Annotated in this window: 27 protein-coding genes; all 27 read right to left on the bottom strand. The window is 62.0% G+C overall.

The window, feature by feature from the left end; genetic code table 11:
• Positions 1–5: 5 nt before the first annotated feature.
• The 27 genes from G359_RS10315 to G359_RS10185 all read right to left on the bottom strand — a co-directional run bounded on the left by G359_RS10315 (position 6) and on the right by G359_RS10185 (position 26,273).
• Positions 6–1,985: a heme lyase CcmF/NrfE family subunit gene (locus G359_RS10315; protein WP_045836060.1), complete on the bottom strand. Its 1,980-nt coding sequence runs from the start codon at positions 1,983–1,985 to the stop codon at positions 6–8.
• A gap of 11 nt (positions 1,986–1,996) precedes the next feature.
• Positions 1,997–2,467 (bottom strand): cytochrome c maturation protein CcmE, encoded by a 471-nt coding sequence (ccmE, locus tag G359_RS10310; RefSeq protein WP_045836059.1) that lies wholly within the window; start codon positions 2,465–2,467, stop codon positions 1,997–1,999.
• Positions 2,468–2,482: 15 nt separating this feature from the next.
• The gene (ccmI, locus tag G359_RS10305; protein ID WP_045837876.1) at positions 2,483–3,649 is read right to left on the bottom strand and encodes a c-type cytochrome biogenesis protein CcmI; all 1,167 of its coding nucleotides are present in this window, start codon (positions 3,647–3,649) and stop codon (positions 2,483–2,485) included.
• Positions 3,650–3,785: 136 nt separating this feature from the next.
• Positions 3,786–4,262 carry an RT0821/Lpp0805 family surface protein gene (locus G359_RS10300; RefSeq protein ID WP_045836058.1) on the bottom strand — a complete coding sequence of 159 codons (477 nt, stop codon included), beginning with the start codon at positions 4,260–4,262 and terminating at the stop codon, positions 3,786–3,788.
• 169 nt (positions 4,263–4,431) lie between these two features.
• Complete coding sequence (locus G359_RS10295) at positions 4,432–5,811, bottom strand: ATP-binding protein (protein WP_045836057.1); 1,380 nt, start codon at positions 5,809–5,811, stop codon at positions 4,432–4,434.
• A complete protein-coding gene (locus G359_RS10290) occupies positions 5,801–6,472 on the bottom strand; it encodes a response regulator transcription factor (protein WP_045837875.1) in 672 nt (223 codons plus the stop codon). Before G359_RS10290 ends, G359_RS10295 begins: the two co-directional genes overlap by 11 nt.
• A gap of 79 nt (positions 6,473–6,551) precedes the next feature.
• Entirely contained in the window at positions 6,552–6,842 is a 291-nt protein-coding gene (locus tag G359_RS10285; protein ID WP_045836056.1) for a hypothetical protein, read from the bottom strand.
• Between the two features lie 85 nt (positions 6,843–6,927).
• Positions 6,928–8,244, bottom strand: a complete 1,317-nt coding sequence (locus G359_RS10280) for a TIGR02594 family protein (RefSeq protein ID WP_045836055.1) — start codon at positions 8,242–8,244, stop codon at positions 6,928–6,930.
• Positions 8,245–8,483: 239 nt separating this feature from the next.
• Positions 8,484–12,431 (bottom strand): baseplate multidomain protein megatron, encoded by a 3,948-nt coding sequence (locus tag G359_RS10275; RefSeq protein ID WP_045836054.1) that lies wholly within the window; start codon positions 12,429–12,431, stop codon positions 8,484–8,486.
• A 2-nt stretch (positions 12,432–12,433) separates the two neighbouring features.
• A complete protein-coding gene (locus G359_RS10270) occupies positions 12,434–12,883 on the bottom strand; it encodes an NlpC/P60 family protein (RefSeq protein WP_045836053.1) in 450 nt (149 codons plus the stop codon).
• Entirely contained in the window at positions 12,883–13,743 is an 861-nt protein-coding gene (locus G359_RS10265; protein ID WP_045836052.1) for a DUF2163 domain-containing protein, read from the bottom strand. Before G359_RS10265 ends, G359_RS10270 begins: the two co-directional genes overlap by 1 nt.
• Positions 13,740–14,378 (bottom strand): DUF2460 domain-containing protein, encoded by a 639-nt coding sequence (locus G359_RS10260; protein ID WP_045836051.1) that lies wholly within the window; start codon positions 14,376–14,378, stop codon positions 13,740–13,742. Before G359_RS10260 ends, G359_RS10265 begins: the two co-directional genes overlap by 4 nt.
• Before the next feature lie 42 nt (positions 14,379–14,420).
• Positions 14,421–15,011, bottom strand: coding sequence for a phage tail tape measure protein (locus tag G359_RS10255; RefSeq protein ID WP_045836050.1), 591 nt, complete (start codon positions 15,009–15,011; stop codon positions 14,421–14,423).
• The gene (locus tag G359_RS20750) at positions 14,998–15,186 is read right to left on the bottom strand and encodes a phage tail assembly chaperone (RefSeq protein ID WP_045836049.1); all 189 of its coding nucleotides are present in this window, start codon (positions 15,184–15,186) and stop codon (positions 14,998–15,000) included. Before G359_RS20750 ends, G359_RS10255 begins: the two co-directional genes overlap by 14 nt.
• The gene (locus G359_RS10245; RefSeq protein ID WP_045836048.1) at positions 15,186–15,569 is read right to left on the bottom strand and encodes a gene transfer agent family protein; all 384 of its coding nucleotides are present in this window, start codon (positions 15,567–15,569) and stop codon (positions 15,186–15,188) included. The genes G359_RS20750 and G359_RS10245 overlap by 1 nt, the downstream gene beginning before the upstream one ends.
• Before the next feature lie 315 nt (positions 15,570–15,884).
• On the bottom strand, positions 15,885–16,301 hold the full coding sequence (locus tag G359_RS10240; RefSeq protein ID WP_045837874.1) for a phage major tail protein, TP901-1 family: 417 nt from the start codon (positions 16,299–16,301) through the stop codon (positions 15,885–15,887).
• A gap of 189 nt (positions 16,302–16,490) precedes the next feature.
• Positions 16,491–16,898 carry a DUF3168 domain-containing protein gene (locus G359_RS10235; protein WP_045836047.1) on the bottom strand — a complete coding sequence of 136 codons (408 nt, stop codon included), beginning with the start codon at positions 16,896–16,898 and terminating at the stop codon, positions 16,491–16,493.
• Positions 16,898–17,074, bottom strand: coding sequence for a hypothetical protein (locus G359_RS20460; protein ID WP_156150733.1), 177 nt, complete (start codon positions 17,072–17,074; stop codon positions 16,898–16,900). The genes G359_RS10235 and G359_RS20460 overlap by 1 nt, the downstream gene beginning before the upstream one ends.
• Positions 17,071–17,403 (bottom strand): phage head closure protein, encoded by a 333-nt coding sequence (locus tag G359_RS10230; RefSeq protein WP_045836046.1) that lies wholly within the window; start codon positions 17,401–17,403, stop codon positions 17,071–17,073. Before G359_RS10230 ends, G359_RS20460 begins: the two co-directional genes overlap by 4 nt.
• Entirely contained in the window at positions 17,400–17,975 is a 576-nt protein-coding gene (locus G359_RS10225) for a head-tail connector protein (RefSeq protein WP_045836045.1), read from the bottom strand. The genes G359_RS10230 and G359_RS10225 overlap by 4 nt, the downstream gene beginning before the upstream one ends.
• A gap of 275 nt (positions 17,976–18,250) precedes the next feature.
• Positions 18,251–19,489: a phage major capsid protein gene (locus tag G359_RS10220; protein WP_045836044.1), complete on the bottom strand. Its 1,239-nt coding sequence runs from the start codon at positions 19,487–19,489 to the stop codon at positions 18,251–18,253.
• A 202-nt stretch (positions 19,490–19,691) separates the two neighbouring features.
• Entirely contained in the window at positions 19,692–20,390 is a 699-nt protein-coding gene (locus G359_RS10215) for an HK97 family phage prohead protease (protein ID WP_045836043.1), read from the bottom strand.
• A 687-nt stretch (positions 20,391–21,077) separates the two neighbouring features.
• Positions 21,078–21,353, bottom strand: coding sequence for a hypothetical protein (locus tag G359_RS10210; protein ID WP_045836042.1), 276 nt, complete (start codon positions 21,351–21,353; stop codon positions 21,078–21,080).
• Between the two features lie 189 nt (positions 21,354–21,542).
• Complete coding sequence (locus G359_RS10205) at positions 21,543–22,991, bottom strand: phage portal protein (protein ID WP_082072890.1); 1,449 nt, start codon at positions 22,989–22,991, stop codon at positions 21,543–21,545.
• Positions 22,992–23,295: 304 nt separating this feature from the next.
• Positions 23,296–24,876, bottom strand: coding sequence for a DNA-packaging protein (locus G359_RS10195; RefSeq protein ID WP_052699292.1), 1,581 nt, complete (start codon positions 24,874–24,876; stop codon positions 23,296–23,298).
• Positions 24,794–25,297 carry a hypothetical protein gene (locus G359_RS10190; RefSeq protein WP_045836039.1) on the bottom strand — a complete coding sequence of 168 codons (504 nt, stop codon included), beginning with the start codon at positions 25,295–25,297 and terminating at the stop codon, positions 24,794–24,796. Before G359_RS10190 ends, G359_RS10195 begins: the two co-directional genes overlap by 83 nt.
• Before the next feature lie 436 nt (positions 25,298–25,733).
• The gene (locus tag G359_RS10185) at positions 25,734–26,273 is read right to left on the bottom strand and encodes a GIY-YIG nuclease family protein (protein ID WP_156150732.1); all 540 of its coding nucleotides are present in this window, start codon (positions 26,271–26,273) and stop codon (positions 25,734–25,736) included.
• Positions 26,274–26,443: the final 170 nt, after the last annotated feature.

Genomic DNA, 26,443 nt, shown 5'->3' with positions numbered 1-26,443 from the left:
GATGCTCACTCCGCGGGTACAGCGATGGGGTGGCGCGATTTTGCCGGTGCGCCGACGCGTAAGCGCCGGTCGGATAGCGAGACCCCGCCACCGATGAACATGATCAATGCGCCGAGCCAGATGAAGCGCACGAGTGGATTGAAATATGCTCTCACGGCATAACCGCCGTTCGGTTGCGGATCGCCGATGACGAGATAGAGATCGCCACGCCATGCAGCGTGAATACCGGACTCGGTGGTCGTTTGCGGCGGGGCATCGTAGAGGCGCTTCGAAGGCGTGAGACGCGCAATCGGCGCGCCATCGCGTTTCACATCGAAGTCAGCGATGTCCTCGACGTAGTTCGGTCCGCGGGCGCGTTCGATGCCGGTGAAGGTTATGTCGTAGCCATTGACCGCAAGTTTCTCGCCCGGCTTCATCGCCAAGATATGTTCTTCGCGATAGGCGCTCGTTGCGACGATGCCGACAACGAGCATGCCGATGCCGAAGTGGGCCAACAGCGTGCCGTACGCTGACCGCGGCAAGTTCACCGCGCGGCGAACGATTTCATCAAAGCCAGCCGAGCCGACTCTCACCCTGTTCGCCCATTCGATCACGGCGCCTGCCATGACGTAGACGCCGAGCGCGATGCCGAACGGGGCCAGCCACGGTCCGCGATACTCGGCGGCGAATACGGCGACGAGTGCCACCAGCGCAGCGCCGAATGCAAAGGCCAAGCGTTGCATCGCGCCAGCGAAGTCACCGCGTTTCCATGCCAGCATCGGTCCGATCGGGAGCGCGATGAGCAGCGGTATCATCAGGGGCCCGAACGTCATGTTGAAGAACGGCGGTCCGACGGAGATTTTCTCGCCCGTCATTCCTTCGAGCGCCATCGGATAGAGCGTGCCGACGAGCACCGTCGCTGCGGCTGTCACCAGCAGGAGATTGTTGAGGACGAGGCTCCCTTCGCGGCTGATTGGCTGGAAAAGGCCACCTGCCTGCATGTCTTTGGCACGCAATGCGAAGAGTGCCAGTCCGCCGCCGGTGAAGAGAACCAGAATGGCCAGGATGAAGACGCCGCGCGCCGGATCGACGGCGAAGGAATGGACCGACGTCAGCACGCCCGAGCGGACGATGAACGTGCCCATCAGCGACAGCGAGAACGTCAGGATCGCGAGCAGCACGGTCCAGATCTTCAGCGCTTCGCGCTTTTCCATGACGAGTGCTGAATGCAGAAGCGCGGTTCCGGCGAGCCACGGCATGAAGGATGCGTTCTCAACGGGATCCCAGAACCACCATCCGCCCCAACCGAGCTCGTAGTAGGCCCACCACGATCCCATCGCGATGCCGATCGTCAGGAACATCCAGGCTGCGAGCGTCCACGGCCTGACCCAGCGCGCCCAGGCCGCATCGATGCGGCCCTCGATCAACGCGGCGATGGCGAACGAGAAGGCAATCGAGAAGCCGACATAGCCCGTGTAGAGAAAGGGCGGATGGAATGCGAGAGCGGGGTCTTGCAGGATCGGGTTCAAGCCGCGTCCATCGGGCGGTGCCGGATCGAGGCGCGCGAAGGGATTGGACGTCAGCAGCGAGAAGAGCAGGAACGCCACGGCGATCGATGCCTGCACGGAGAGAACGCGCGCTTTCAGCGTCACCGGCAGATTGCTGCCGAAGACGGCGACGGCTGCACCGAAGAGCGCCAGGATCAGCACCCAGAGCAGCATCGAGCCTTCGTGATTACCCCAGACGCCCGCCATCTTATAGATCATCGGCTTCGTCGAATGGGAGTTCTCGGCGACGTTCAGAACAGAGAAGTCGGACGTCACGTAGGCGTGCATCAGCGCGAAGAAGGCGATGGCGATCAGGAAGAGTTGCGATACTGCCGCCGGTTCGGCGACGCGCATCATCCGCTCGTCCTTGATGGCGGCGCCGATCGCAGGAACGATGACCTGCACGACGGCGACCAGCAGAGCGAGGATCAGCGCGAAATGTCCGAATTCTACGATCACGGCATATCCTTCTAAGGCATCTCTGCCTTCAACTGACCGGGATGGGCACTCGTGCCGAGCTTGACGCCTTTCGCTTCGAGCGCCTTCGCGACGTCGCGAGGCATATAATTTTCGTCATGCTTTGCCAGTACGCTGTCGGCTTTGAAATTGCCGTTGCCGTCGAGCATACCTTCCGCGACCACGCCCTGGCCTTCCTTAAACAGATCAGGCAGCACACCGGTGAACGTAACCGGAATATCTTTCAGCGTATCGGTTACTTTGAACGTAATTGTCGTCCCCTGCCCGCGAACGACGGACCCCTGCTCCACCAAACCACCGAGGCGGATGCGCTGGCCGGGCTGGACTCCCTTTTCGACGATGTCGCTCGGCGTATGGAAGAAGACGATGCTGTCCTTCAACGCGAAAAGCACCAGCACGAGCGCAACGGCAAGCACCGCCACCCCTCCGCCGATCAGCACTCCGCGCTTTTGCTTCCGTGTCATTGGTAACCCTGTGCGTTAGCTTCCGAGGCCGAGCTGGCGCGCGAGGTTCTCGACCTCGGCCAAGCCGACCTGATTGCCTTTGAGATTGGCACGCGCATCGGTCAAAGCTTTGACCGCATCATCGCGGCGTCCGAGAACTTGATAGGCTCGTATCAATTTTATCCAGCCTTCGGCATCGCTTCCATCGGACTTGAGACGGGCCGCGAGGTTATCGACCATACGCGTGATGAATGCCTGCCGTTCCGCCGGGCTCATGTTCATGATCGCGGCGGCTTCAGGATTGGCGGCTGGCGGCGTTGCAGCTGGAGCAGTGGTCGCCTCCTTACCTGCAGGCGTGCGGCCCGCATCCTTGCCGAGGTTCGCGAGACGGTCTTCGAGAGCCTTGCGCCACGGTGCGTGGGCCGGCGCTTCGTCGATAAGCTTGCGATAGTCAGCGGCCGCTTCCGCTAGGCGTCCATCCTGCTCCTTGGCAAGCGCCAGCCAAACGCGGGGCTCCGTCGAGTTCGGCTCGATCGCCAGAATTCGTTCGAGTGCCTTGCGCGCGTCTTCCGGGACAACGCCGTTCTCGAGGTGGATGCGCGCGTTGGCGAAGCCGAGCAGACGGCGCGGCGTTTCGCCGATCAGGCGAATGGCGTTTTGGTACGCAGTCGCGGCGTCGGCATATTGTCCGGTTGCATAGTATACCGGCGCGATCACATCCCATCCTGTGCCGTCTTCCGGATGCTCTCGGAGCCGTTCTTCGACCTTAGCAATCAGGTCGTTGGGCTTGTTCGACACGGTCGCCTCGGCGAGACGCTCGCTCAGGGGCTGCGCGGGCATGCCAGGTGCGCCGTAGACGAGATAGAGCCCCAAGCTCGCAAGCGGCAGGGCAACGGACAGGGCAATCGAAACTGGTTTGATAAATCGATTGCGGCCGGCCGAACCAGATGAAGCTTCGGCTTTCGAATTGCCCTCGGATACCCGCAAAATCCGGCGCCCGATTTCGGCGCGCGCGCTTTCCGCTTCGGCGGCTCCAAGCGTTCCTCGCGCCTCGTCGGCGGCGATCTCTTTGAGTTGGTCTTTGTAGACGGCGATATCGGCGCCGATGGCGTCTGTCGATAGGGGCGACGGACGCATGAGCGGCCACGTAATGGCAAGCGTTACGCCTGCCACCAATCCGGCCACTAGAATCCAAAAAACCATCGCGGCGCGATCCTCAAGCTGCGCTGCAGGGAATAGGATCGCGCGTGTGATGAGGCAAGCCGACAAAGGTCAGGCCAGCCCATCTGTCGCGGACTAGATTAACTTAGTGAAATATCCGAGTTGACGCTGCAGCGCGTCAACCGACGTTCTGCCACGTTCCGTCCGCGCTTCGGCAGGCGGTGCCGTGCATCTGCTGCGGCCGTCCGTCTATGTAAATTGTGTGCGTGTAATCCCGACAATCGGCGACGCCACGTTTATAAGGCTTGCTCGGGACGATTTCCCCGTAGTGGCCGGTATCGGGATCGCGCCACTGCCGCGGGTTCCCGGATTGTCCGCGCTCCAGAGCGTCGTATTCCGCTTCCTGCGCGTAGCGGCGGTCGCGCTCGTCGAGGCTTTTGCCGATCTGGCTGCCGACGATGCCGCCGATCACAGCGCCCGCGACTGTGGCTGCGACTTTGCCGTCGCCCTTGCCTACCTGATTACCGAGCACACCGCCGGCGATGCTGCCGAGAACGAGGCCGGTGCCGGTATTGTCCACTCCGCCCTGGCCATTGCTGCAGCCACAAAGCAAGGCAGCTGCCATGAGAGGCAGCGAAAAGCGCGCAATGCGCATGGTAAACCCCATTTTTGGCTCATCCCCGTGGCGCCGCTGGCCCCCACCGGCGCATAGTCCCACATTATTCGCTAGACGGATATTGCGCCTTCGACAAGGCGGAAATCCACCACAATTCGGGCAAATCCCCATCACTTGTGGTGTTGCTTTGCAACATCGGCCAGGACGGTCAGGCGGCCGGAAGCTCAACTATGGCTTTCAGGCCACCATGTTCCGAGGCGTCGAGCCGGAGCCGTCCGCGATAGGACGCCGCGAGATCGGCGACGATCGAAAGCCCGAGGCCCGATCCCGGTTTGGTCTCATCGAGCCTAAGCCCCCGCTTTCCGATCTTGGCTCGTTGTTCGGGTGAAAGGCCCGGCCCGTCGTCTTCCACGGTGATCTTGAGCTTTCTGCGCGCCGTCGTATCCGGATTGTTGACGACTGCCGTCAGGTAAACACGGGCTTGGCCCCACTTGCAGGCGTTATCGAGGAGGTTGCCCAGCATCTCCTCGAGGTCCTGCTTCTCGCCCTGAAACTTGGCACCGGGCTGAACCGTGTAATCAATCGAGATGCCTTTTTCACGGTGAATGCGTTCGAGCGCCCGGACCAGCGGCTCGGCGATCGTCTCGACGGGCGTGACGCGGCCGATGGTGTTCGTCCTCGCCGCAATGCGCGCGCGGTCGAGATAGTGAGAGATCTGATCGCGCATCAGATGCGCCTGCTCGGTGACCTTCGAGCCGAATGCGCTTTTATCTTCGCGCGCCTCGTTGGTGATGACGGCGAGCGGCGTTTTCAACGCATGCGCGAGATTGCCGACCTGCGTTCGCGCGCGATCGATGATGTCCTGGTTCGACTCGATCAGCGCATTGAGCTCGGTCTGCAGCGGTTCGATCTCAGCCGGCAGCTGGCCTTCGAGCCGCTCGACCTGACCCGACCGGATACTCGCCAGCCCGCGCTCGATCCGGCGCAATGGCAAAAGGCCGAAGCGAACCTGGAAGACGGTCACTGCCAAAAGACCCAGTCCGACGAGGGCGAGCGCGCTCGTGAGGCGGGCGCGGAATTTGGCGACGGTCTCCTCGAACCAATCCATGGGACCGGCGACGATGATCGAATACTTTGTCTTTTCGGGATCGTGACCGGGGGAATCGATAAATTCGAGGATGCGGATCGTCGTGCCGGTCGGTCCGGGGACGTTCATCCATCGGGTGCCGGTATCGTCTGTCGGAAACTTCCGGTCATAGGGAGACGGCAACGTAGCGGTCGCCAGTGACGGCGAAACGAGCGTGCGGCCGGGAGCGCCGTCAATCGGGCGTATCTGCCAATACCAGCCCGACTGTGTAACTTCGAAAAGGGGTTCGTAGAGGTTCGGCGGATTGACGGGCTCGTCGCCCATCGTGCTCATGCTATCGATCGTGATCTGCGTCAGCAGCTTCTTCAACTGAGCGTCGAAGCTCAGCTGCACGTCGTCCCGGTAGAGCGCATAAATAATGTAGCCCGCGAGCGGCAGCGCCAGAAGCGTCCACGCTGCCGAAGTTGCAAAGAGGCGCAGCGCAAGTGAGTTAAGCCTCATCCGGTCCTTGGCTCATGCGGTATCCAAGACCGCGGACCGTCTGGATCACGTCGCCAGGAATCTTCTTCCGCAGTCGGCCGATAAATACTTCGATCGTGTTCGAATCGCGATCAAAATCCTGATCGTAGAGATGTTCGACCAATTCGGTCCGGGAAACCACGCGGCCGTTATGGTGCATCAAGTAGGCCAGCAGGCGGAATTCGTGCGAGGTCAACTTGACCGGCAGGCCTTCGCAGGTAACGCGCGCCGACTTCGTATCGAGACGTACCGGACCGCATTCGATTTCGGATTTCGCGTGGCCTGATGCCCGGCGGACTTGGGCGCGAACGCGCGCCAGCAGCTCTTCCATATGGAAGGGCTTGGCCAGATAGTCGTCGGCGCCTGCGTCCATACCGGCGACCTTGTCGCTCCAGCGGTCGCGCGCGGTCAGAATGATGACCGGCATCTTGCGATCGCTCCGCCGCCACTGCTCGAGGACGGAAATGCCGTCCATTTTCGGCAGCCCGATATCGAGAATAACGATGTCGTAGGGCTCGGTATCGCCGAGAAAGTAACCTTCTTCGCCATCAGCTGCCGTATCAACGGCAAAGCCTGCATCTTCCAGAGCCGTCGAAAGCTGGCGGTTCAGGTCCTTGTCATCTTCCACGACGAGTGCTCGCACGGAATTCCCCCTCCCCTCCTGCATGGCATGCGAGCGGAAATCCCGGGGAGAGACCTTCCGCGCCGCAACGACGAACCGACTACCGGCCCTTCGCCGTCATAACGGTTGTTCGAAGCTGTCCCGTCGGACTTCTGATAACCAGACGATAAAAATATCCGGCTTCCGAACGGCACAGCGTCGTCTTGACCAGCTTGCCGATACCATCTGCTGCAAGCGAACGCGACATCTCCTCGACAGTTAATAGATTTTCCTGGCGGACGATCTGCCCCGCCATGCCCCAGTCTGTCACGCAGTTGTCGGCGCGCGCGGCAGCGCATGGCAGTAATACTGCCGTAGTCGCCGCTGCCAACGCTCTCCTCAAATCGACCATCCGCGCTTTTCCGGGAAACCGACCCTTTAACATAGCGTGTTGAATGGCCGATGAATACGGGAGGCTGTCTCAGTGGCCCCGCGTCTTAACTCTTGCGCAGGCTCAGGACCGACGAGGCCTTGAACCGGCCGTAGATGGCCAGGGCCGTCCCGAATACCGCAGTCAAGGCCTGGAGAGCCGTAAGTACTTGATCGCCAAACGCTTGAATAACGTCCGCCGGGAGGCTTACCCCGATCGCCGGGGCAACGACGGGGATCACCGTTGCGGCGGCGGTGATCAGCGTACCCCATAGCGTTTTCGATTGGACCCACCACTTCGTTCCATCATCCGTCGTCTTCGTCGTTGTTGCTTGGTTGCCCATGTTGGATTCTCCTTTTGCGATTTGTGTGGGTTCCAGAAGCCCTCGCGTCGTGCCCTCAGCCGCGGCCCACGATTTTCCGAGAGCCAATGTCGCGTCGACGCGCTTCAACCAGCCTCGTCCGAAGCGCCAGAAGTGCGGAAGGGCGCGGTATCGGGTGCGCCGGATTTCGGCGTAGTCGTCGATGAGATCGATCAGGCTCCGGCCTCCGATCGCAGAAAGCGTCTCGGAGCCGATCTCGCCGTCGACGGTTACGTTGACGACCTGCTGCAGCATCCGGATCGCGGCGCCGACACCGTGGTTCACGGCGGCATCGAAATGCATCAGCGCGAGCGGCGCCGTGAACAGCGCGCATTGCGCCGGGTCGTAGTATCGCCTGCGATAGATGGCCTCGACGACCGGATCAGGGATCGACTTCAATTCCGAAATCAGACGCGGCCGCGACCCCGCGTCGATCGTCTGGCCTTTGAAGTTGGCATAGACTTCGAGCGTGACGCCGCGATTGGTCGGGCCACCCGGATCGTAAGGATCGTTGGAATAGCCGCCCTCCATTTCGAGGACATGGGCCAGCAATTTTGCGAAGACGCCGTTGCTCGCCGTCGCATGTTCCGTATCGGCGTCGGCGTGCGGCCATCTGAAGCCTAGAAGCCGCGCTGCGTCGAAGGGTGCAACCGTCACCGCATCGCTCTGGTTGCCGCCAAGAAGATAGAGCTTCTCGCCTGTCGCTCCGATCACAAAGCCCACATGTCCGGCTGTCGGATCATCGCCGCGCGCGAGCACGGCAACGGCGCCGAAGCGCGGCTCATCGAGACTGATGCCCCAATCGAGATACGATCTTGCGAGAAGCGATCCGGTGCCTTCGCAGCCAGCGCGCTTCAACATCGCGCCTGCAAACGCGGCGCACCACGGCGTCTCTTCGCTTTCGACGCTCGAATCGCCGGCTTCGCGAAAGTAGCGAAGGATTTCGGCGGCGTTCTCCTTGCCTGGAATTTCGCGCACGCCGAATTCGGCCCACGCGGCCGCGAGCCACGCCGGTTGATCCATGGTTGTTTCGCCTTTTTGAGATTTCCGTTTCGGCCGGACGGCTCCCCTCCCCCTAGCGGGGAGGGGTCGGGGGTGGGGGGATTGAGCGAAACAGCACAGTGCAGTTCGTCGAGAATGAACAATCAGAGAAGGTCAGCCATTCGCCTCCGAAAATCTTTCCAGCTCCTCGTCTCACCCCACCCCTAACCCCTCCCCGTCAAGGGGAGGGGAATTCAGCGACTCTCAACTCCACTTAAGCGCTAAACAATTGCTGCGCGCGGTGCGCCCCGGCCGAAGACGACGTTTGTCTGATAGACTTTGATCGACACGCTCGACGGCACGCTGCCGAAGTCGGCAATCTGATCGGCGCTCGAATATGTGACACTAGGTGACGATGCCGCGAGTGTGCGCTTCACCGTCGAGCCGTCGAGGATTTCGACTTCGTAGCTTTCGCTCGCTTCGCCGAGCGGCTCCTCGGGCAATTCCCAATTATCGCCGCCACTGCGCGTGCGCCGAAGCCAGGAAATTTGCAGGTCACCCGATGCGCGCACGGCTTTGACGTGAACCGGCGACAAGGGCCGAAGGCCGAGCGCCTGATAGGCGAACGGCACCGTGACATACGACGCGTCGCCGATATCGCGATTGCCCGGACCGTAGCGCCAATTGAGCGAAACCTTCTGCTCGCTTTCGCGCAGCGGCACGGACGTCACCGCGCCGTCGAGAAGAACAAATTGCGCGCCAGCGGGCAGCGGATTGGCCATCGCGCTTTCGGTTCCGAACTGACCGCGGAGCAGTCCGCCCAGCCGATAGGTTTGCACATCGACGAGTTCCGCCACTTGGAACTGGATAATTTCCCAATCGCCGCTCGTGCTGCGAAGAGCGGCAAGGTTTGTGCCTGCGAGCATCGCGATGAGATCGACTGACGATAGCGTTCCATTCGTCAACCGGACCCGGAACGAGGCGCGACGATCGATCCGCCCTTCGGGACCCGGCGCGAGATCATCAAGCGTCACACCGAGTGTCGCCGGAGCACTCGCGATCGCCTTCAACTGATAGCTCGTCTCCAGCGGCGATGCGAAAATGGCGACGCTCCCCGGCCACGGCTTCTGCATCGCGGCGAAGTAACCCGCGCTTGCGTCCGCTGCCGAGTTCCATTGCGGCAGATCGAGTAACGCGACAGCGGGCGAGCCGGCCTGAACCGGCGCAGGCTCGACAGCCGCGCGAGGCGCGACATCGATCTGATCATAAACGTCCGGATCGATGCTCAACGCGCGAATGTCGCGGACACCGTGCTCGGAGACGCCGGTCAATCGCAGCAAGCGGGTTCGTCCGGCAATGTTGGCCGCAACGATATCCCCTGGCTCGAGAGCGAGCGTCGAGGGCGGCAACTTGAATGTCGCGGATTCGCGCGTCGCCCATGTTTCGTAGAGCCAGCTCTCGACGATCGCTCCCGCAAGACTATCATCGAGCACCATCGGGAGATCGGCTTCGGCGACGCGTCCACTGGCGCCCGTCAAGCGCCGCGCTTCGGCGACGGCTTGCGGATAGTCGTCGAGCCCCGAAATGTAGCGAACTTTCGCGTATGCCGGGAGATCGGTTTCCTGAGCGCGCGTCATCTCGTAGAGCGCATCGCCCGCGCTTTCTTCGACGAGATCGTCTTGCTCGAGCGTTATCGCGGGCGCGGCGCGGCCACGATGGCGGAAGACGATCCGGCCGTCGCTCTCGATGCTGTCGAAGAAGTACGCGAGTTCGAGCGGCTGTATCGCATCGCGCGCCGACATCGTCCGGTCGATAACGTAGCCGGGCACCGTTCCGGTCAAGTTGGATGCGTCGAAATCGGTGAAGCCCTGATCGAGAAGAATGGTCGAGACGATATCATCGAGTCCAGCGCCGCCGAGGCGGCCGTTGACCCAATGTCCGTGCTCCCAGTTTTCGCCGTCGCCCCAATAGGTCGCTGCATCGGGGAATGCCGGATAGGGTCGCGCATCCCAGCAGTAGACGTGCATGCGATCGAGATCGACCATGCGCGCGCCCGTCACCGTCGAGATCGGATTGAGACCTTCGACGTAGCCCGGCTTCGTCCAGTCGAACGCGTCGTACATCGCTTGGCGATGGCGCGCCTGCATCAAGTCATCGCGAAGCCCACGCGAATAATAGGGAAGCGCCGATTCCGAACTCTTCGGATCGACGAAGACGTTCGGCTGGTTCGCGCCCTTGTCAACCGCGGGGCAGCCAATTTCCATGAACCAGAACGGCTTCGACTGCGGCACCCAGGCGGTGGCCGTCGAACTTTCGACGCCCGCGGGCCGATTATAGTGCGCGTTGCTCCACCACGAGAGAACATCCTTGTAGCGGAAGACCCAGGGCTTGCCGGCGCCGTCGGTTATCGGCGTGCGGATCTGCGCGTCGCGATCGGCGTCCGAGGCATAATACCAATCGAAACCTTCTCCGCCGTGCACGTTCGATCGTAGATACGCGGGGTCATAGATCGAGGTCGCACCGGCCATTGCATCGAGATGATCGCGCCCGTCGCGCCAATCGGCGAGCGGCCAATAGACGTCGATGCCGATTGCGTCGATGCTCGACGACGACCACAACGGATCGAGATGAAAATAAACGTCGCCCGAGCCGTCGCCCGGCTGATGGCCGAAATATTCCGTCCAGTCGGCCGCGTAGAGCACCTTCGTATCCGAACCGAGAATTGCCTTCACGTCAGCGGCAAGAGTAATCAGCGCTGTGACGAACGGATAGACGCCCGTTCCTGATCGAACGCACGTCAGCCCTCGCAGCTCAGTGCCGATCACGAAGGCGTCGACGCCGCCCGCCGCCTTCGCGAGAAACGCCTGATGCAAGACCATCCGCCGATACGACCATTCGTCAGGCCCCGAGTAGCTAACGGCAGTTCCCGAGATCGTGTAGTCGGATCGCGCCGCAGTGCCGACGAAGCTCGCGATTTCCGTCGCCGCGGCCGAAGTCTTATCCGGCGACCCGCTTTGGCCTGGCGCCGGATGACACGTGATCCGGCCGCGCCAAGGATAAGCGGGTTGGCTCGCACCGCCGTAGGGGTCTGCAAGGCCGTTCCCGGCCGCGACATCCATCAGAACGAACGGCGTCAGCGTCACGTTCAGCCCGCGTGCTTTCATGTCTTGAATAGCCGCGACCACGGTCTGGTCGGACGGCGTGCCACCGTAGGCGGCGTTGCCGTCGCGCGTGCTGATCAGATGCGCGGTGCTGCGCGTCGCGCCCGCGACAGACCAGCTCAGCGGCGCGGTTGATTTATGCCGCGTCTCGACGCCGGGTTTGATCTTGCATTCACCAGCGCGAAGATCGGTCCCGAACCAGCTGACGACGAGCGACACGGACTTCGCGTTTGGCAGCGACGCTTCGAGCTGATCGAGCGAAACCTGCCAATCGGTCGCCCCCAGCATCTGGTGAACATTTTCCGACTGCGAGACGCCATCGTCGAACGTCTGATGCACGGGCTCGGTCGCGTACACGAATTCACCCGATCCCGGGATCATCACGACGCCGCGCACATCCTGAGCCTCATTACCTACGCTGCGGAAAACTTCAAATGTCAGCTGCGGGACGCGATTCCCGTAGTCGGCAAGCGGGAAGTGCTCGAACACAACGTAAGCGACACCGCGATATGCCGGCGCATTCTCGGCACCTTCGCGTGCCGAGATGAGACTGTCTGGGTCTTGCGTCTCGGTGCCGGTATGCAGGCGGAACGTCGTGCGCGCGCGATCCAGTTCCTGCTCATCTGCCCAGATGCGGCCGATGCGTGTCACGACGCCTTCGGCAAGCGCGACCGCGAAATTTGCGTAGTAGCTATATTGCGTGACGCGCGTTTTGTTTCCCGAGCTTCCCTTTCCGCTACCCGCCGCTTCGGTGGTCGTGACAATCTCTTCTTCGATGTCGGTTGCCCAGATGATCTGCCCGCCGACGCGTGCACGTCCATAAATCTTTGGCAGCGGCGCGCCTTCCGTCGAGGACGTTATGCGCACATCCGAAAGCCGCGGACCCTCGACCGCGCGCGTCTGTCCGGAGGGCGCGAAGAGCGCGTTATCGACGTAGGCACCCGCGAAAGCGCCGATCTGCGATCCGATCGTCGCGCCCGATAGCGTGACGCCGAGCAGTCCGACACCGGCGGGCAGCATGCTACCACCGACGGCAGCACCAACCGCGGCGAGAGCAAGCGTCGCCATGTTCAGGAACCTTCCGATAGATCAGGAAATTCAAATGCGCCTGCGATGCGGCGCCGCCACCAGTTCGTCAGCACCACCTCGGCGACCGGCGCACCTTCGATCGCGTGCACCATTCTCGTTGGCGCAGTGACGATCGCGGCGTGCTTGGCGATGAAGCCGAGGCGCAGCCGAAAGACGATGACGTCTCCATCATCGATGTTCGAAATCGCTTTAGGCATTAGATGGCGGCTCGCGGCTTCGAGCATCGCCTCGCTTCCACTCGCTTCGGCCCAATCGCGGCTGTAAGCGGGCGGCGTTTCGGCGTCGCCACCGTAAAGCTCTCTCCAGATGCCGCGGACGAGGCCGAGGCAATCGGTTCCCACGTGCCGGAGACTCGCCTGATGATGGTAGGGTGTGCCGATCCAACCGCGCGCCGCTTCGACAATTCTCTCTCGCGTCACATGCTGCATCATCAGCTCGCGCGTCCGATCTGCGTCAGGAATTGATTGCCGGGAATTGACGGGAAGCCGCGGAAGTTGATCGTGTTGTTGAAGCGCGCCTTGCATGTCTCGAGGCGCTTGTCGCAGCCGGCCGTAACGATGAATGCGTCGCCGATTGCAGGTGGAGCTTCCGCATCTGTCCAAAGCTCAATCTCGACGGACGTCGCGAACTTCGTGTGCGATTTGACTTCAATCTTCAGACCAGCCGACGCGCCTGACGTGAACGCGAAGAGCCCGCGCGAGAAAAATCGCGTCTCGAACGAGTCGATGCCGTCGACCTTGAAACGCCGCGCCGAGTTTGCCGCGAGGATCGTACCCGTGCCCTGGAATGCCGACGACATAAGATCGACGCCGCAGCGCGCATCACCGAGATCGGCGTCGCATGTGCGCTGAAGAAGGCGTCCCTTAGGTTGCTGCAAATAATGCGCAAGACCTCGCAGCTCGGCGGCAAAGTTTGCCCCCGTGCGCCTCACCTCACCGATGCTGCCAGATCGCATCAACACGCGCTGGCTCGGGTCAGACCAGTTGACTCGATAAATCGCGACGCGCGCATCGTCGTAGCGTCCCGCTGCCAGATCGTCATCGGTCAACGTCGTCGATGACAGCGCGCCCGTGACTTCGAGGTTATCGACCGAGAGGCCAAGGCCATCGGTGATGTCGCTCGCAGTAAATCCCGCAGCTGCCTCGTAGGTTGTGCCGTCGAAGGCGACCGGGTTGTCGTGATCGGTGAAGCCGAGCACTGTTCCGTCGCGGCGTTCGATCCGCCAGCACCAGCAGAGCGTCGTCGCACCCGTCTTGAGGTGCGCGGTAAATTCCGGCGACAGCGTTTTCATAGTCGGACCTCGACGATCGGAATGTTTGGAATGGCGCCCGACGTAAAGCCCGAGAGATTGATCTCAAGTTTGTCGGTGTCGAAGCGAACCGGCACGTCGAATTCGAAGCCCGCCGTCACACTTTGGCCGCTCGCCGGAATGTGGCCGCTGAGAAATGTCACAACGCCGGTCGAGGCATCGATCGAGAAATTCGTGCCTGCCGTCTGCTCCGTTCCCGCGACCGCGATTTTGACCGTCGCCGCCACGGGCTTCTTGATGACGCGCGTCCACGGCGCGAAGGCGCTGCCGTAGACTTTCTTCAGCTGGAATGTCGCTTGCGCGCCGGTGCCGGTTCCGATGACCTGGTCGAGAGCTGACGGTATCGCGTTCGGCGCGCAGGATTTCCAATCCATCGGATCGCGCCAGCGAAACGCATGGAGACGGCCGCGGCGTTCTTCGAAGAATGTGACGATCTCGGCGAGATCGGCGAGCGATTTTAAGCCGTAGCCTGCGTTGTAGCCTCGGCGGCTGTCGGCCCAACGGCTATTTCGTTCTTCATAGCCCGAGCCCAGCACGACGACATCGGTGCGCCGCTCTGGTCCGCCTTGCGCATTGCGCGAGATCGCCGTCGGAAATCTGACGTCGTGAAAGGACATGTGGGTCTCGCTTTTATGACGAGGCGATGGGGATTTTGCGCGTCAGAGGTTGCGCTGGCCTGCAGCGGCAGCGCGCGCAATCATCGCGGCGATCTGCGATTGTGAGCGGCCGAAGCTCTGCACGTCTGGCGTGGAAATATTGATCGTGATCTGCTGACCGCCCGCGCCCGACATCGCGACGCCCAGGCGGCCGTCAGACCCGCGCGTCAGCGGTATGATGGCTTCAGGCCCGCGTTCCCCCGCGAGGCCTGTCGCACCACCTGCCAAGGGGAACGTGATCGGGCTCGCAATGACGCCGCCACTCGCAAACGGTACGGGCGTCCCACCTTGAATGATGCCGCCCTTCGCGAATGGAGTAGCGCCCGAAATGACGCCTTGAAACATCGATGCCAGGCCCGAGGTCAGCGGCTGCAACGCCGTTTTCAGAGCGAGCTGCGAGATGTTCAGCGCGAGCGATTTGAAAACGTCGCCGACATTCTTGCCTTTGATCGCGATATCGTCAAAGGCCGAAACCAGCGTATTGGCGAATTGCCTGCCGGTCCGCGTCGTCGATTGGAGCTTGCTCTCGAGATCGCTCGTGTCGGCGGTGACCTTGACGTTCCAGGTCTCGAGTTGGTCGTCATTCATTGCCATCTGTAGAACCTTCATCCGGGAAGCGCTGCATCAGCGTATCGAGGTCTCGGCGCGTGGGCGCTGCGGTTTCTCCCGTTGCGCCAAACTTTCCGGCAAGTGCCGCCTGCAGCTCGCGTGGTGTCAGCGACCAGAACGCGCAAGGCATCATGCCAAGCGCGCCGAGACCGAGTTCCATCACGCGTTGCCAGCGAAAGGGGCGCGCGTTTCGCCGGCGCCCTCCCGATTTGGCGTTTCGTCCGTTGGCGGATCGTTGCCGCCGAATGTTGCATTTAAAAGCCGAGCGACGATATCGACGTACTCCGCGGCCCCGCCGCTCGCGCGCATCAACGCGACCTCGTCGTCTGTCACGGCACATCCTGCGCCGCGCAAACCGGCCGCAATGATTTTCACGCAATCGCGCGCGGAGAGCCGTCCCTTCTCGAAGCGTGCAGCGAGCGCCAGCATATCGTCATCACCGAAGGCGCTTTCCAGTTCGGCGAGCGCGCCGAGCGTCAACACGAGCCGATACGCGCGTCCGTCGAGCGTGGCCTCGATCTCGCCGCGGTGTTTGTTTGCCAAGGTGTGGGGTCCTTTTGGTTGGCACTCGGCGACTCCCCTGCTGGGAGCCGGCCGCCGAGTGCGGGCTTGCAGATGCGTTCATCGCTCCGCATGTATCGCTCGGCGACTCGCGTTCCGCGAGCCGGCCGCCGAGCGCGGGCTTGGTGAAACAGCTTGGTTCAAAAACGCCGTCATCCCGGCGAAGGCCGGGATCCAGTCAACGTGCAGCCGATTCGCAGATGCGGTCCGCCCTGAGCAAACAGCACCTACCGTTTTGCTGCAGCTTGTCTGGGTGCCGGCCCCGTCGGCATGACGATGGAGGGGTGAAGCGCGGAGTTACGACGCTGCCGTGAAGGTCAGCACGCCTGCACTTTCGAGCGAGATGTCGAACGTCAGTTCGGCGTCGTGACGGCCGCTGAATTCGAGCGATGTGATTTGGAACGCGCCTGCGATGGTTCCGAAATCCGGCACGATCACTTGCCAGTCGCGCACCGTTCCATTGAACGCGTAATCGCGGATCGTCGAATCGGATGTCCCGTCCTTGAAAACTCCGGAGCCGGTGATGCGCGCCGACTTGACGCCTGCGCCGGTCAGGAGCTCGCGCCATTGGCCGGCGCTCTCGGTGTTGGTGATCTCGACCGTCTCTGCGCTGATAGCCAATCCGCGTGCGCGAAGTCCGGCGACCGTCACGAAGACGCCCGCGCCTGTCGTATCGACCTTCAGGAGAAGGTCCTTGCCTTTCTGTGCTGCCATTTTTGGAGAGACTCTTTGGTTGGTGCCCGGCGACTCGCGTTCCGCGAGCCGGCCGCCGGGCACGAGCTGCTGAGAGAGATGGGCTAGAATCAATTGCGCCTGGCGACTCCCCTGCGGGGAGCGGGCCGCCAGGCGCGGGGGATGGTGAGAGTGATGGGATTAAAGTCGGAGCGGGAGCGAAGCGCGACGTCAGTTTGGCTCGGTCACCGCGCGGAAGCGGGAGATGCCGTGAAATGTCTCGCCATCGTTGTCGCGTCGCGCTTCGGAAAATTCGTGACGCAGATTAACCAGGCGGTGACCTTCGAGCGGAAGGTCCTGATCGTGCAGCGCATGACGTGCGGCAGCAATCACAGCCTGAGCTTCCTTGCGTCCACGTGCGCGCGACCAAACGTGAAGCGTGATGACGTGTTCGTAGCCCTCTTCCGTGCCGGTCGACCAATCGCGTTCCGTCGATTGACCGAACGTCATGAAAGGAAATTCCGCACGCGCCGGAACGTCATCGTAAATGCGTGGACCGCCGAGCGCCGACGTCGTCGCGGCGTCGCTTGCCAACTTTGAAAAGATTGCCTGTTGCAGAGCGAAAGCTGCGCTCGACATTATTTGCCTCCTTGCGAAGACGGGCGATTGATACTGCCGGTTTGGTTGATCGATGGTTGCATCGTCGGCATCGCGACGAGGTTCGTCTCGCGCTTCGCCATCGCTTCGTGCACGAGCTTCAATGCCCGCTGACGCGCCACCGATCCGGCACCGCTCATTGTGAAATGCACGTTCATAGATCGCGTTCCTCCGATGGACACTTGAGCCAACGGCCACGTTCTTCGATGTCAATCGCACCGAGAATGGCAAAGACGCGGTTGCCGTGGCGGATGCGCATGTCGGGCGTCACGTCTTTGCGATAGCGTATCCAGATATCGTGCGTCGCCGTTCCTGCAATGCGATCGCTCATGAAATTTTCGTTAGCCGTTCGCGGCCAGATCGCGGCCCAGACGTCACCGACGCTTTGCCATTCGATGGTTGCGCCGCCCGCGTCGTCGCTTGTGCGCGCCGGACTTTCGATCGTCACGCGATGGCGAAGATCGCCGGCGTTAACCGGTGCTTTCATAGCCTGATCGTCCTAAATGGATTGATAAGGGCGGAAACGCACTCAGGGATGCGCGCATCGTCCGATCCGATTTCGCCCGGATCGCGATGCTCGTACCAGTGCGCGGTCAGCATCAAGATTGCGTGCTTGAGCGGCGCCGGTACGCTTTCGCCGGTGCTTCCGAATCCCACCGTCATGTCGATCTCGATGCCGTTGGCGCGGACTTGCGGAGATGGCGGGACTGAATTGTTCCAGACGAGCCGCGCGGGCCGCGAGGCGAGATCGACGAGATAGCTTTCTGCAGGCACCGCATTCGCTACGCCTGCAGCGTTTTTCACGCGGACTTCGTCGATCGACCGTAGCGGCGTCAGCGGCAGTTCGACATCGCGCCCGCCCGGCCAGCGGTCGAGCGTCAATTTCCACGATTGCGTGATGAGCGCGAGCGACAGCGCCACTTCGATATGGAGCCTGGACGTCAGCAGAAGACTTCCAATCAAAACGTCCTCGTCATCGCTGTCGATGCGCATGTGCGCTTTCGCATCGGCTACCGTCACCGGCTCAACTGCTGGCGGCGTCGTCATCACGAGAGACATGAGATGAGATTTCCTTCTTTCTCTTGTGCCTTGCGACTCCCCTCCGGGGAGCCGGCCGCAAGGCACGGCCTTGGTGAAACAGTTCGGCGCAACATCAGGCGCGCTCGGCGGCCAGCGCGCGGGAGGCGTGTCGCCGAGCGCAGACAAAAAAGCGGGGCCACCGCGTTGACAGTGGCCCCGCAGGTTTCCGCGCGGGCGGGAGGGGAACCCGCGCGGGAATTATGGAAGCGCGCTTGGTGGCCGGCTCCGCGGAGCGGAGACGCCAAGCGCAATTATCAAGCGGCGAACTTCAGAAGCTTGATCGCGTCGAAGTCCTGGACGCCGCCGCCGACGCGCTTCGTCGTGTAGAAGAGCACGTAGGGTTTGGCGGTGTAGGGATCGCGCAGCACGCGAATGCCCGCGCGGTCGACGATGAGATAGCCGCGCGAGAAATCCCCGAACGCGATACCGAGCGCATCGGCGCCAATCGCCGGCATGTCTTCGCTTTCAGCGACCGGATAGCCGAGAAGCGACGGCCATTCGCCCGGCCCATTTGCGGGCTGCCAGAGATAGTTGCCCTGGCCGTCCTTCAGTTTGCGCACGGCGGAGACTGTCGCGCGGCTCATCAGGAACGTGCCGTTAGCGCGGTACGGCGCCTTCGTCGCGTAGACGAGATCGAGCAGCTTGTCGCCGGGATTGCTCGTCGGGAACGCACCTGCCGCGCCTGTCGCGATGAAGCCGAGCTTGCCCCAGGCCCATGAGCCGTTGGCGACGGTATCGTAGCTCAAGAGGCCCTTCGGCTTGTTGCTGCCATCGCCGGTGATGAAGGCTGTTCCTTCCTGCGCGGCGAATGCGAGACGAACTTCTTCCGCCAGCCACTCGTCGATGTTGACGATGGTATCGTCGAGCAGCGTCTGCGATGCGGCAGGCATCGCGTAAAGCTCCATCGTCGGGAACTGCAGTTCGGCGAGCGACGGCGCGGTCGTCTGCGAACGCGAGGCCGTTTCGGCGACCCAGCCTGTGTCGGCGCCGCCCGTCGCGAATGGTCGCTTATAGACGGAGCCTGAGACCTGGCGGATACCGGAGATCGCACGCATCGGCGAGATGGCTTTGAGCGCGCGATTGACCGCTGCTTCCGTCTCGGCCGGGACGAGATAGCCGCCGTCAGCGCCGGTGCCCGCGGATAGTGCTTTCTCTTCGATGCGGGCGAGACGTTGCGCATCGCCGCGGCGGACGTAGCCGTCGAATGCCGATTTGTGCGCGAGATCGGACGTTGATGCCGCGCCGCCTGCGAGATGCGGACGCGCCGATTTCAGCGCCAGGTTATCGGCGACGCGCTTCGTGGAATCGAGGGTTTCCTCGATGCGCGCCAGCTTCTCGGCGACGAGCGTATCCGTCGTGCCGCGCTGTTCGATCTCAGCCAGCCGCTGATCGTTCGTTTCCTTGAAGGCTTCGAATGCTTCGAGAAATTCTTCGAAGGCGCGCGCGGTTTCTCCGCCCGCCCCCTTCGTTTCGAGGGTGGTCGTGTTGGTCATGTGTTAGTCCTGTTTGTTTGAAATAGGAGAAAGGCGCGAGCGTTCGCCCCTAGTCCGTCACCCCGGCGAAGGCCGGGGCCCAGACAAGCCTTTGCAGATGAGTTGCGCGATCATTCTCGATGCTCTGGCCGAGACGATCGCTTTTCATTCTGCTGAACTCTGACTGGATCCCGGCCTTCGCCGGGATGACGGGAATTAGGTGTTACGCTTGTGCCATCAGCCGCGCCGCTTTCCGGAAACGAGAAGCGAGCGTAGCGTCGTTGCCGAAGGTCCGGCCTGCATCCCGCAAAGCCTTGAGACCGTGGAAGCCCGAGCGGAGCACCGCCCGCGCCTCCATCCGCGTTAGCCCAGCATCCCGCGTGAGCCAGCGCTCGAATTCTCGTTCGGTCGGCGCGCTGGCCACGAACGGCCGCGTCTTCACACTTTGGACGCGCGCGCCCGGCAGCATCGGAAACGTGACGACCGAAATTTCCCAGAGATCGACTTTCTCGAGACGACGCACGCCGGTTGCCGCATCGCGCCGCGCTTTCACCGTCTTGAAGCCGATCGAAAGCCCGTCGAGCGCGCCCGCGCGCATCAACTCCAATACTTCGCGCGCCTTGGAGACTGCCGTCGTCAATCGTCCGCGTACGAAGAGGCCGCGCGCATCTTCGCGTATTTCATCCCAGACGCCGATCGGCTCGGCCGGATCGTGCTGGAACAGCATCTTGATGCGCGCGGCGCCGCGATTGAGCAGGCTGTCGCGAAATGCGCCGGGCGCAATGACGTCGTGGCCTAAGTCCTCGCGATTGAAGAGGCTCGCGTAGCCTTCGAACACGCCATCATCGAGGGCCTTTGCCTCGAGCGGCAACGCCCGGCTCCGTTTCGACAGCGAAGCGGGCAGCAGAAAGTGTTCGGTCATGTGGGAGTCCTTATGAGTGTGCCTTGCGACTCCGCTGCGCGGAGCCGGCCGCAAGGCACGGGCGTGGTGAAACGGGTCCGTCATCCCGGCGCAGGCCGGGATCCAGGCAACCCGCAGTGCATGCGCATGCTGGCCGCGCCGAGTGAACAGCATCTGCCGTTTTACCGAAGCTTGTCGTGGGTGCCGGCCTCCGCCGGCATGACTGTGAGTGAGCGAGCGCGGTGGCAATCAGTCTGCGTCTTGTTTCTTATCGAAATCGCGCATGAACTTATCGAGGGCGAACCACGATGACTTTTTGTCGTCGGTGAGGAAGGATACGGCTTCGAGGCGTTTCCGGAGCGTGTCGCGTTCGGATCAGGCTTCTCGATATCGCGGCTGAGCGAGATCAGAGTTTAGTCTGACCTCGTTCCCTCCTGCTCTTTCGAAAATCCCAGTACGCATCATACTGCTGATCATCCCACACCCACGTATCGTGGTCCGGATCAGGCACGGGTCGCTCGATGTTACGATACTCTCGGCCCGTCAATGTATCGAGAAAGTCTCGGTCTTCGAGATATGCTTCTCGGCCGAGACACGGGAGACCTATTAAAGCACTCGTGTGATAAATATTCATAATAAATTCGCGCGTGTTGGCCACGATGAAGCCTCCTCATTTCACGGGAGATCTTGGGACACGAAACCCGGTCTCTATTCGAGTTGAGCAAGAATTTCTGTAAGAAACGCGCGCATTTTTCCCTCATCGATGCCGTAATTGGGGAAACATGAGAGCCAGATATTTTGAAGCTCCTGTTCGCTTATGCCGCTTCCAAGAAGCTCGCGGATGTAGTCCTTTACTATGGGCTTTTCGTCCGCATGCATCAATCTCACCGCACTTGCGATGAAATCGGTATTGTTCTCCGCAAACTCACGACTTCCTCGAAGAAACAACTTGACGAATTTTTTGAACTGAACTGGCGGAGGCATGTTTCACTCCGTATCATCGTTGAATGGATATGCCGTGATCACTCTATATCCTCTCGGAGATCGTGGATCGTGCCTGATTAAAACGCCGGCATTATACGTCTTTCTAACGACGATATTGTCTATCGATCCGTCTCTAAATGCTTCGCTTCCTATCACGTAGCCGAATCGGTAAGTCAGCCATTCTTCATTTCAATATTGCCGGGGAGACTCTGCCTGCGCAACGCGGATGCGGCCGTCGTCCGTGCTGCGCCCGCCGCCGCCGCCTCCATCCGTCCACTGTCCGCCGTCGGCATTGCCGGCCGGAACGCGCGGCTGGTCGGGATTGTATTTCAGCGATCTCTCGGCATGGGCCTTCGCCCCATATCCCGCTGCGGCGCGTTTCTCGTCGTCCGTTAGGAACGAGACGCCTTCGAGGCGTTTCCAGAGCGCGTCGCGTTCGGACGACAGCGCCTCGATCTGATCGAGATCGGGACGCAGTTCTAGCGTGCCCCGCGGCCGGCTCCGCGCAGCGGAGTCGCGGGGCACAAACAAAGACTCAGTCACAAATGCAGGACTCAACCAGCTCGACAGCGCCCGTGCCGTTCGGTTCACCAGCGGCAGCACGGTCTGGCGCCAGAAGGCGCGCTGCGCTTCCTGATAGTTCGCGTACGTATTGTCGCCCGGAATGCCGAGCAGCATCGGGGGCACGCCGATGGCGAGCGCGATTTCGCGCGCCGCGGTGTTCTTCGCCTCGATGAAGTCCATGTCCTTCGGCGTCAGCGACAGTGGCTTCCAGTCGAGGCCGCCTTCCAAGAGCAGCGGACGTCCAGCGGCGCGCGCGCCCTGGAAGCTCGTCTCGAGCTCGGTCTTCAACCGCGCGAACTGCTCCTCCGTCATCTGTCCGTTCGCTGCCGCGTAGACGAGCGCTCCCGACGGCCGCGCGGAGTTGTCGAGCAGCGCCTTGTTCCAGCCCGAAGCCGTATTGTGAATGTCTATCGCGGTCGCCGCGGCTTCGATCGGGCTCATGCCGTAGTGATCGTTCGCCGGATGGAAGAGGCGCACGTGCAAGATCGGGCGCACGTTCGCAGCCACGTCATCGATGAAGCGCACGGAGCGTCCTGCCACGGTGTACTCGTAGCCTTCCGGCCAGCCGTCGAGACCGGGGATCACCTTCATGCGGTCGGGGCGCAGGATGTGCAGCTCGCGGATTTCGCCATCGAGCGCGACGGCTTCCACGTACGCATTGCCCGCGACGAGCAGGAAGCCGTACCAGGCTTCGAGAAAATCGGTGCCGGTGTGATCGAGGCTCGGCCGCCGGAGCAGATCGATCAGCGGATGATCCTCGATCTCGTTCGCGCCCTCATAGAGGAGCAGCGGGATCGAGGCGGCGGCCTCCGCTATCATCCGCACGGAGCGATAGACGATGGCGTTCTGCATGAAGCCTTCGCGGGCGAAGGCGGAATAGTCGCGCGGCGCCCACACGGGCTCACCGAGATTTTGGTAGGCGATGAGCGGGCCTGTCGACGTGCCTTTTTGATTTGCGCCCGGCGACTCCGCTGCGCGGAGCCGGCCGCCGGGCGCGGGGATGTTGCGCCAGTCGCCGAGCGCGCTAATTTGCATCGGCAGCCAGCGCGTCAGCGCTTCCGAGATCAGCGACATGCATTGTCCTTACTAAATTTGTGCGAGGAGCCTGATGTGTGCGCCGCCTCCACCGTCATGCCGACGGAGGTCGGCACCCAGTCCGCGATCCACACTCGTTATGTTGATGTTCGACTGGATCCCGGCCTTCGCCGGGATGAGGGTTTTGAGTTCGTCATCCTCGGCTGAGCGCAGCGGAGCTGCGTCGATGGCCGGGGATCCAGCGTTAGACTCGTCGAAGACGCAATATCGTGCCTTCGGCACTTCTCACGCTGGATCCCCGAACGGCCTCGCAAGCTCGCCCGTTCGAGGATGACGGTCGAGATTAGAGCATCCGCACCGACGGCTTCGTCGTATCGCTCAAAAGCAAATCCGTCAGCGCCCAGACGAGCGCGTCGGCGCGGTCGGGGCTGCGGCCTTTGACCGTGCCGTCCGAACCGAACGCACACATCTGATCTTCCAGCGCATCGAAACGCCCGACGTGCGCGACGCGGCCCTCCGCATAGAGCGCGGCGACCGGCTCGGCACGAACCCATTTCCCCCGCGTCGCTCTGACTTTGACGACGGGGAAATTCTCGCGAAACTGCTGCAGGACCGAGATCACGAGATCGCCGCCCTGATTGACTTCCGCCACCATGCGATCGGCTTCGAAATCGTCGTACGCGCCGAGCGCCGCCCGCGCCCAGAGTTCCGGCGTGCGGCCCTGGATGGTCCGATCCGCCAAGATGTAGGCGCGCTTGTCGACGCCCAATCCCGCGACCACGATCCCGCAAGCGTCCGACGATGCCGTCGCCGTCACCGGCGGATCGAGCGCGACGACGACGCGTTGCATCTCGGGGGCCGCCGTGACGCGCGCCTCTTCGATCCAGTGACGCCGCCACAGGCCATCGCTCGCGTCTTCCACGATCTCGCCGAGCAATTCCTGCCGGCCGATCGCGGACCCTGCATAGCGTCGCGTCATCTCGGCGAGGAACGTCGGCGCGAGGTTCGTCGCGTTGTCGGCGGTCGCAAGGTTGACGGTCACTGTCGCTTCGTCCGCGATGATCTGTTTCAAAAGCTTCGTCGCGCGCGGCGTTGTCGTCACGCAAACGCGCGGCGCCTCGCCGAGGCGCAGTGCGAATTGCAGCATGTCCCACGCCCTTTCCGCGCCGCGCCATTTCGCGAGCTCGTCGCACCAGGCGGCCGTGAACTGCGGGCCGCGCAGCGCTTCGGCTTCGTCCGCCGAGAACAATTCCGCTACCGCTCCGTTCGGCCACGTCAAGCGCCGCTTCGACGGTTCGAACAGCGGCCGCTCCTTCGGCGGATGAATGGCGAGCAATCCCGATTGACCTTCGATCATCACGTTGCGGACGTCGGCGAGTGTTTTGCCCACCAGCGCGATTCTTATTGTTGGCGCGCTGCGACTCGCGTTCCGCGAGCCGGCCGTAGCGCGCGGGCTTGTTGCATCGTCCGAGTTTTTTGTTTGCTCACGGCGACTCCCCTGCGGGGAGCCGGCCGCCGTGTGCGGGGATGTTGCGTCGTCCGGCGGCTCGGAGAGTGCGAGGCTGCGCACCCACTCCGCACCGGCGCGGGTCTTTCCAGATCCGCGGCCGCCAAGCAGCAACCACACACGCCATTGTTTGTTTGCACCCGGAGACTCCCCTGCGGGGAGCCGGCCGCCGGGTGCGCTCGATGTTGCGCGAGGCTCGTCCAACAAGCCCGGCGCTTCCGGCCGGCTCGCGGAACGCGAGTCGGAAGCGCCAATCAATACGGGCGCAAGTTGCTCGTCTCGCGCCCACAGTTCCCAATCGTGAGAGATGAACTCGAGTTCGTCCGCGCTCAGTTCATTCAGAACTTCGCTGAGGCGACCGTTTGCGATTGAGGCGTTCAAGACGTTCCGCAATTTCGCGGCGTAGGTCTTCCGCATGGGCTAGCGCCTCCTTGCTCTTGGCGTCACCTCCCGTTGACTTCCGCTTCGTCATCACGCGTTGCATCTCAACAGCTTTCTCCAGTGCGTTGACCATCTGCGACAGTGCGCGGGATGCCCGCTCGCGATCCTGCGAGGTGAGCCCCTTCTGCTTCTCGAGCTTCGTCAGTTCGCCATCGATCGTGTTGTAGACGCGCTGAACGAGGACATTCGGCTTCGCGCTCGTTCGTTTCGCGGGAGCGGACTTTGCCGTGACGCCCCCTTTGGAATTTGGCTTCGCCGTCGAAGCGGCGGACTTCGCGATCGGCTTCGACTTCGGCGCCGAGCTTTCGTCCTCGGATTCCGGCTCGCCCGGTTTGGCAGCCTTCGTCTCGCGGCGGCCACGCGTAGGGGTTCGCCGCGCCGTCGAAGCCGCTGCCATGCACACTGCCTTTTTGGAAAATTTAGCTTGGAACGCGACGCGCCGACATTGCAGCCCCGAGGCCGTCTCGCCGGCCTCTCACACTTTCCGCGTTATACAAAAAACTACCCGAAGAGCGTTACGCTGTCAACTGGAAAAATCATGCAACATATTGATTTTTATATGTAAAATGAGAGTTCAGAGCCCAAACTTTCCGATTGTAAACCCGCGCCGCAGAGCGAGGATAAGTTTGCTCTGATATTTTTCGTTGTCGGAGTTCAGCGCTCGCCTCAACCACCGTCATGCCGGCGAAGGCCGGCAACCAGACAAGTATCAGCGAGGGCGGAGCGAATGTGCTGCGCGGACGATGCCGCTCGCGCGAGAACGCATGCGGAGGCTTGCATGGATCCCGGCCTGCGCCGGGATGACAGAGGGTGGAGGAACCGCTTCCTCGCACTCAGTTTGAAGCGGCTCGCTTCTGGGCTGCACGCATTCGATTGCCGAACGGAAGCGCACCAACCTCGGCGTGGAATGCATCGATCATGGCTTTTTCTGCTTCCGCGAAATCCAATGCGCTACCCCAGTAAACCTCGGTCAAGCCAGTCAGCAACTTGATATCCTGGCCGCCTCGATGTGGACTCGATCGACCGTATTCGTGACGATAGAATTGTGCGATCCGCTTCCGAAGCTGGGTCGCTCTTCCGATGTAGATGATCTCTTCGTCAGCATTCCAACGTTTCAGTTGGTCTTCTGACAATTTCGCCGTGAAGTTGGCCGCCGGCTCGGCAAGGGCGATGACATATACACCAGACGAGGTGTCTGGCACTGCGCTTCCCCAAGCCACGTGTCCGCGGATTTCTATGGAAGCTCTTCGAAAAAGTTCGGGAACGGATAGCATTGTACTTCCCCCCACTTCTTGTTTCGCGCTGTATGAGCATTTTCTACGATTCTCTTCTTTGGGCGAACGTACCTTCGCGCTCGCCTCAACCACCGTCATGCCGGCGCAGGCCGGCAACCAGACACGTATCAGCGACGGCGAAGCGAATGTGCTGCGCGGACGATGCCGCTCGCGCGAGAACGCATGCGGAGGCTTGCATGGATCCCGGCCTGCGCCGGGATGACGGTGAATGGTGCGGGAACTTCGGAACTTCGCGCGCGGTCTTCGCT

This window comes from Hyphomicrobium sp. 99 (assembly GCF_000384335.2).
Classification (GTDB): Bacteria; Pseudomonadota; Alphaproteobacteria; order Rhizobiales; family Hyphomicrobiaceae; genus Hyphomicrobium_B.
The sequence above is the reverse complement of the archived record's forward strand: the minus strand, read 5'-3'. Positions and strand labels throughout refer to the sequence as shown.

Bases quoted from the DNA above. Each gene is read 5' to 3' on its own strand.
- ccmE (WP_045836059.1), bottom strand. From the start codon at position 2,467: ATGACACGGAAGCAAAAGCGCGGAGTGCTGATCGGCGGAGGGGTGGCG.
- ccmI (WP_045837876.1), bottom strand. From the start codon at position 3,649: ATGGTTTTTTGGATTCTAGTGGCCGGATTGGTGGCAGGCGTAACGCTT.
- G359_RS10300 (WP_045836058.1), bottom strand. From the start codon at position 4,262: ATGCGCATTGCGCGCTTTTCGCTGCCTCTCATGGCAGCTGCCTTGCTT.
- G359_RS10295 (WP_045836057.1), bottom strand. From the start codon at position 5,811: ATGAGGCTTAACTCACTTGCGCTGCGCCTCTTTGCAACTTCGGCAGCG.
- G359_RS10285 (WP_045836056.1), bottom strand. From the start codon at position 6,842: ATGGTCGATTTGAGGAGAGCGTTGGCAGCGGCGACTACGGCAGTATTA.
- G359_RS10280 (WP_045836055.1), bottom strand. From the start codon at position 8,244: ATGGATCAACCGGCGTGGCTCGCGGCCGCGTGGGCCGAATTCGGCGTG.
- G359_RS10275 (WP_045836054.1), bottom strand. From the start codon at position 12,431: ATGGCGACGCTTGCTCTCGCCGCGGTTGGTGCTGCCGTCGGTGGTAGC.
- G359_RS10270 (WP_045836053.1), bottom strand. From the start codon at position 12,883: ATGATGCAGCATGTGACGCGAGAGAGAATTGTCGAAGCGGCGCGCGGT.
- G359_RS10265 (WP_045836052.1), bottom strand. From the start codon at position 13,743: ATGAAAACGCTGTCGCCGGAATTTACCGCGCACCTCAAGACGGGTGCG.
- G359_RS10260 (WP_045836051.1), bottom strand. From the start codon at position 14,378: ATGTCCTTTCACGACGTCAGATTTCCGACGGCGATCTCGCGCAATGCG.
- G359_RS10255 (WP_045836050.1), bottom strand. From the start codon at position 15,011: ATGGCAATGAATGACGACCAACTCGAGACCTGGAACGTCAAGGTCACC.
- G359_RS20750 (WP_045836049.1), bottom strand. From the start codon at position 15,186: ATGGAACTCGGTCTCGGCGCGCTTGGCATGATGCCTTGCGCGTTCTGG.
- G359_RS10240 (WP_045837874.1), bottom strand. From the start codon at position 16,301: ATGGCAGCACAGAAAGGCAAGGACCTTCTCCTGAAGGTCGATACGACA.
- G359_RS10235 (WP_045836047.1), bottom strand. From the start codon at position 16,898: ATGTCGAGCGCAGCTTTCGCTCTGCAACAGGCAATCTTTTCAAAGTTG.
- G359_RS20460 (WP_156150733.1), bottom strand. From the start codon at position 17,074: ATGAACGTGCATTTCACAATGAGCGGTGCCGGATCGGTGGCGCGTCAG.
- G359_RS10230 (WP_045836046.1), bottom strand. From the start codon at position 17,403: ATGAAAGCACCGGTTAACGCCGGCGATCTTCGCCATCGCGTGACGATC.
- G359_RS10225 (WP_045836045.1), bottom strand. From the start codon at position 17,975: ATGTCTCTCGTGATGACGACGCCGCCAGCAGTTGAGCCGGTGACGGTA.
- G359_RS10220 (WP_045836044.1), bottom strand. From the start codon at position 19,489: ATGACCAACACGACCACCCTCGAAACGAAGGGGGCGGGCGGAGAAACC.
- G359_RS10215 (WP_045836043.1), bottom strand. From the start codon at position 20,390: ATGACCGAACACTTTCTGCTGCCCGCTTCGCTGTCGAAACGGAGCCGG.
- G359_RS10210 (WP_045836042.1), bottom strand. From the start codon at position 21,353: ATGCCTCCGCCAGTTCAGTTCAAAAAATTCGTCAAGTTGTTTCTTCGA.
- G359_RS10205 (WP_082072890.1), bottom strand. From the start codon at position 22,991: ATGTCGCTGATCTCGGAAGCGCTGACGCGCTGGCTGCCGATGCAAATT.
- G359_RS10195 (WP_052699292.1), bottom strand. From the start codon at position 24,876: ATGCGGAAGACCTACGCCGCGAAATTGCGGAACGTCTTGAACGCCTCA.
- G359_RS10190 (WP_045836039.1), bottom strand. From the start codon at position 25,297: ATGGCAGCGGCTTCGACGGCGCGGCGAACCCCTACGCGTGGCCGCCGC.
- G359_RS10185 (WP_156150732.1), bottom strand. From the start codon at position 26,273: ATGACGGTGGTTGAGGCGAGCGCGAAGGTACGTTCGCCCAAAGAAGAG.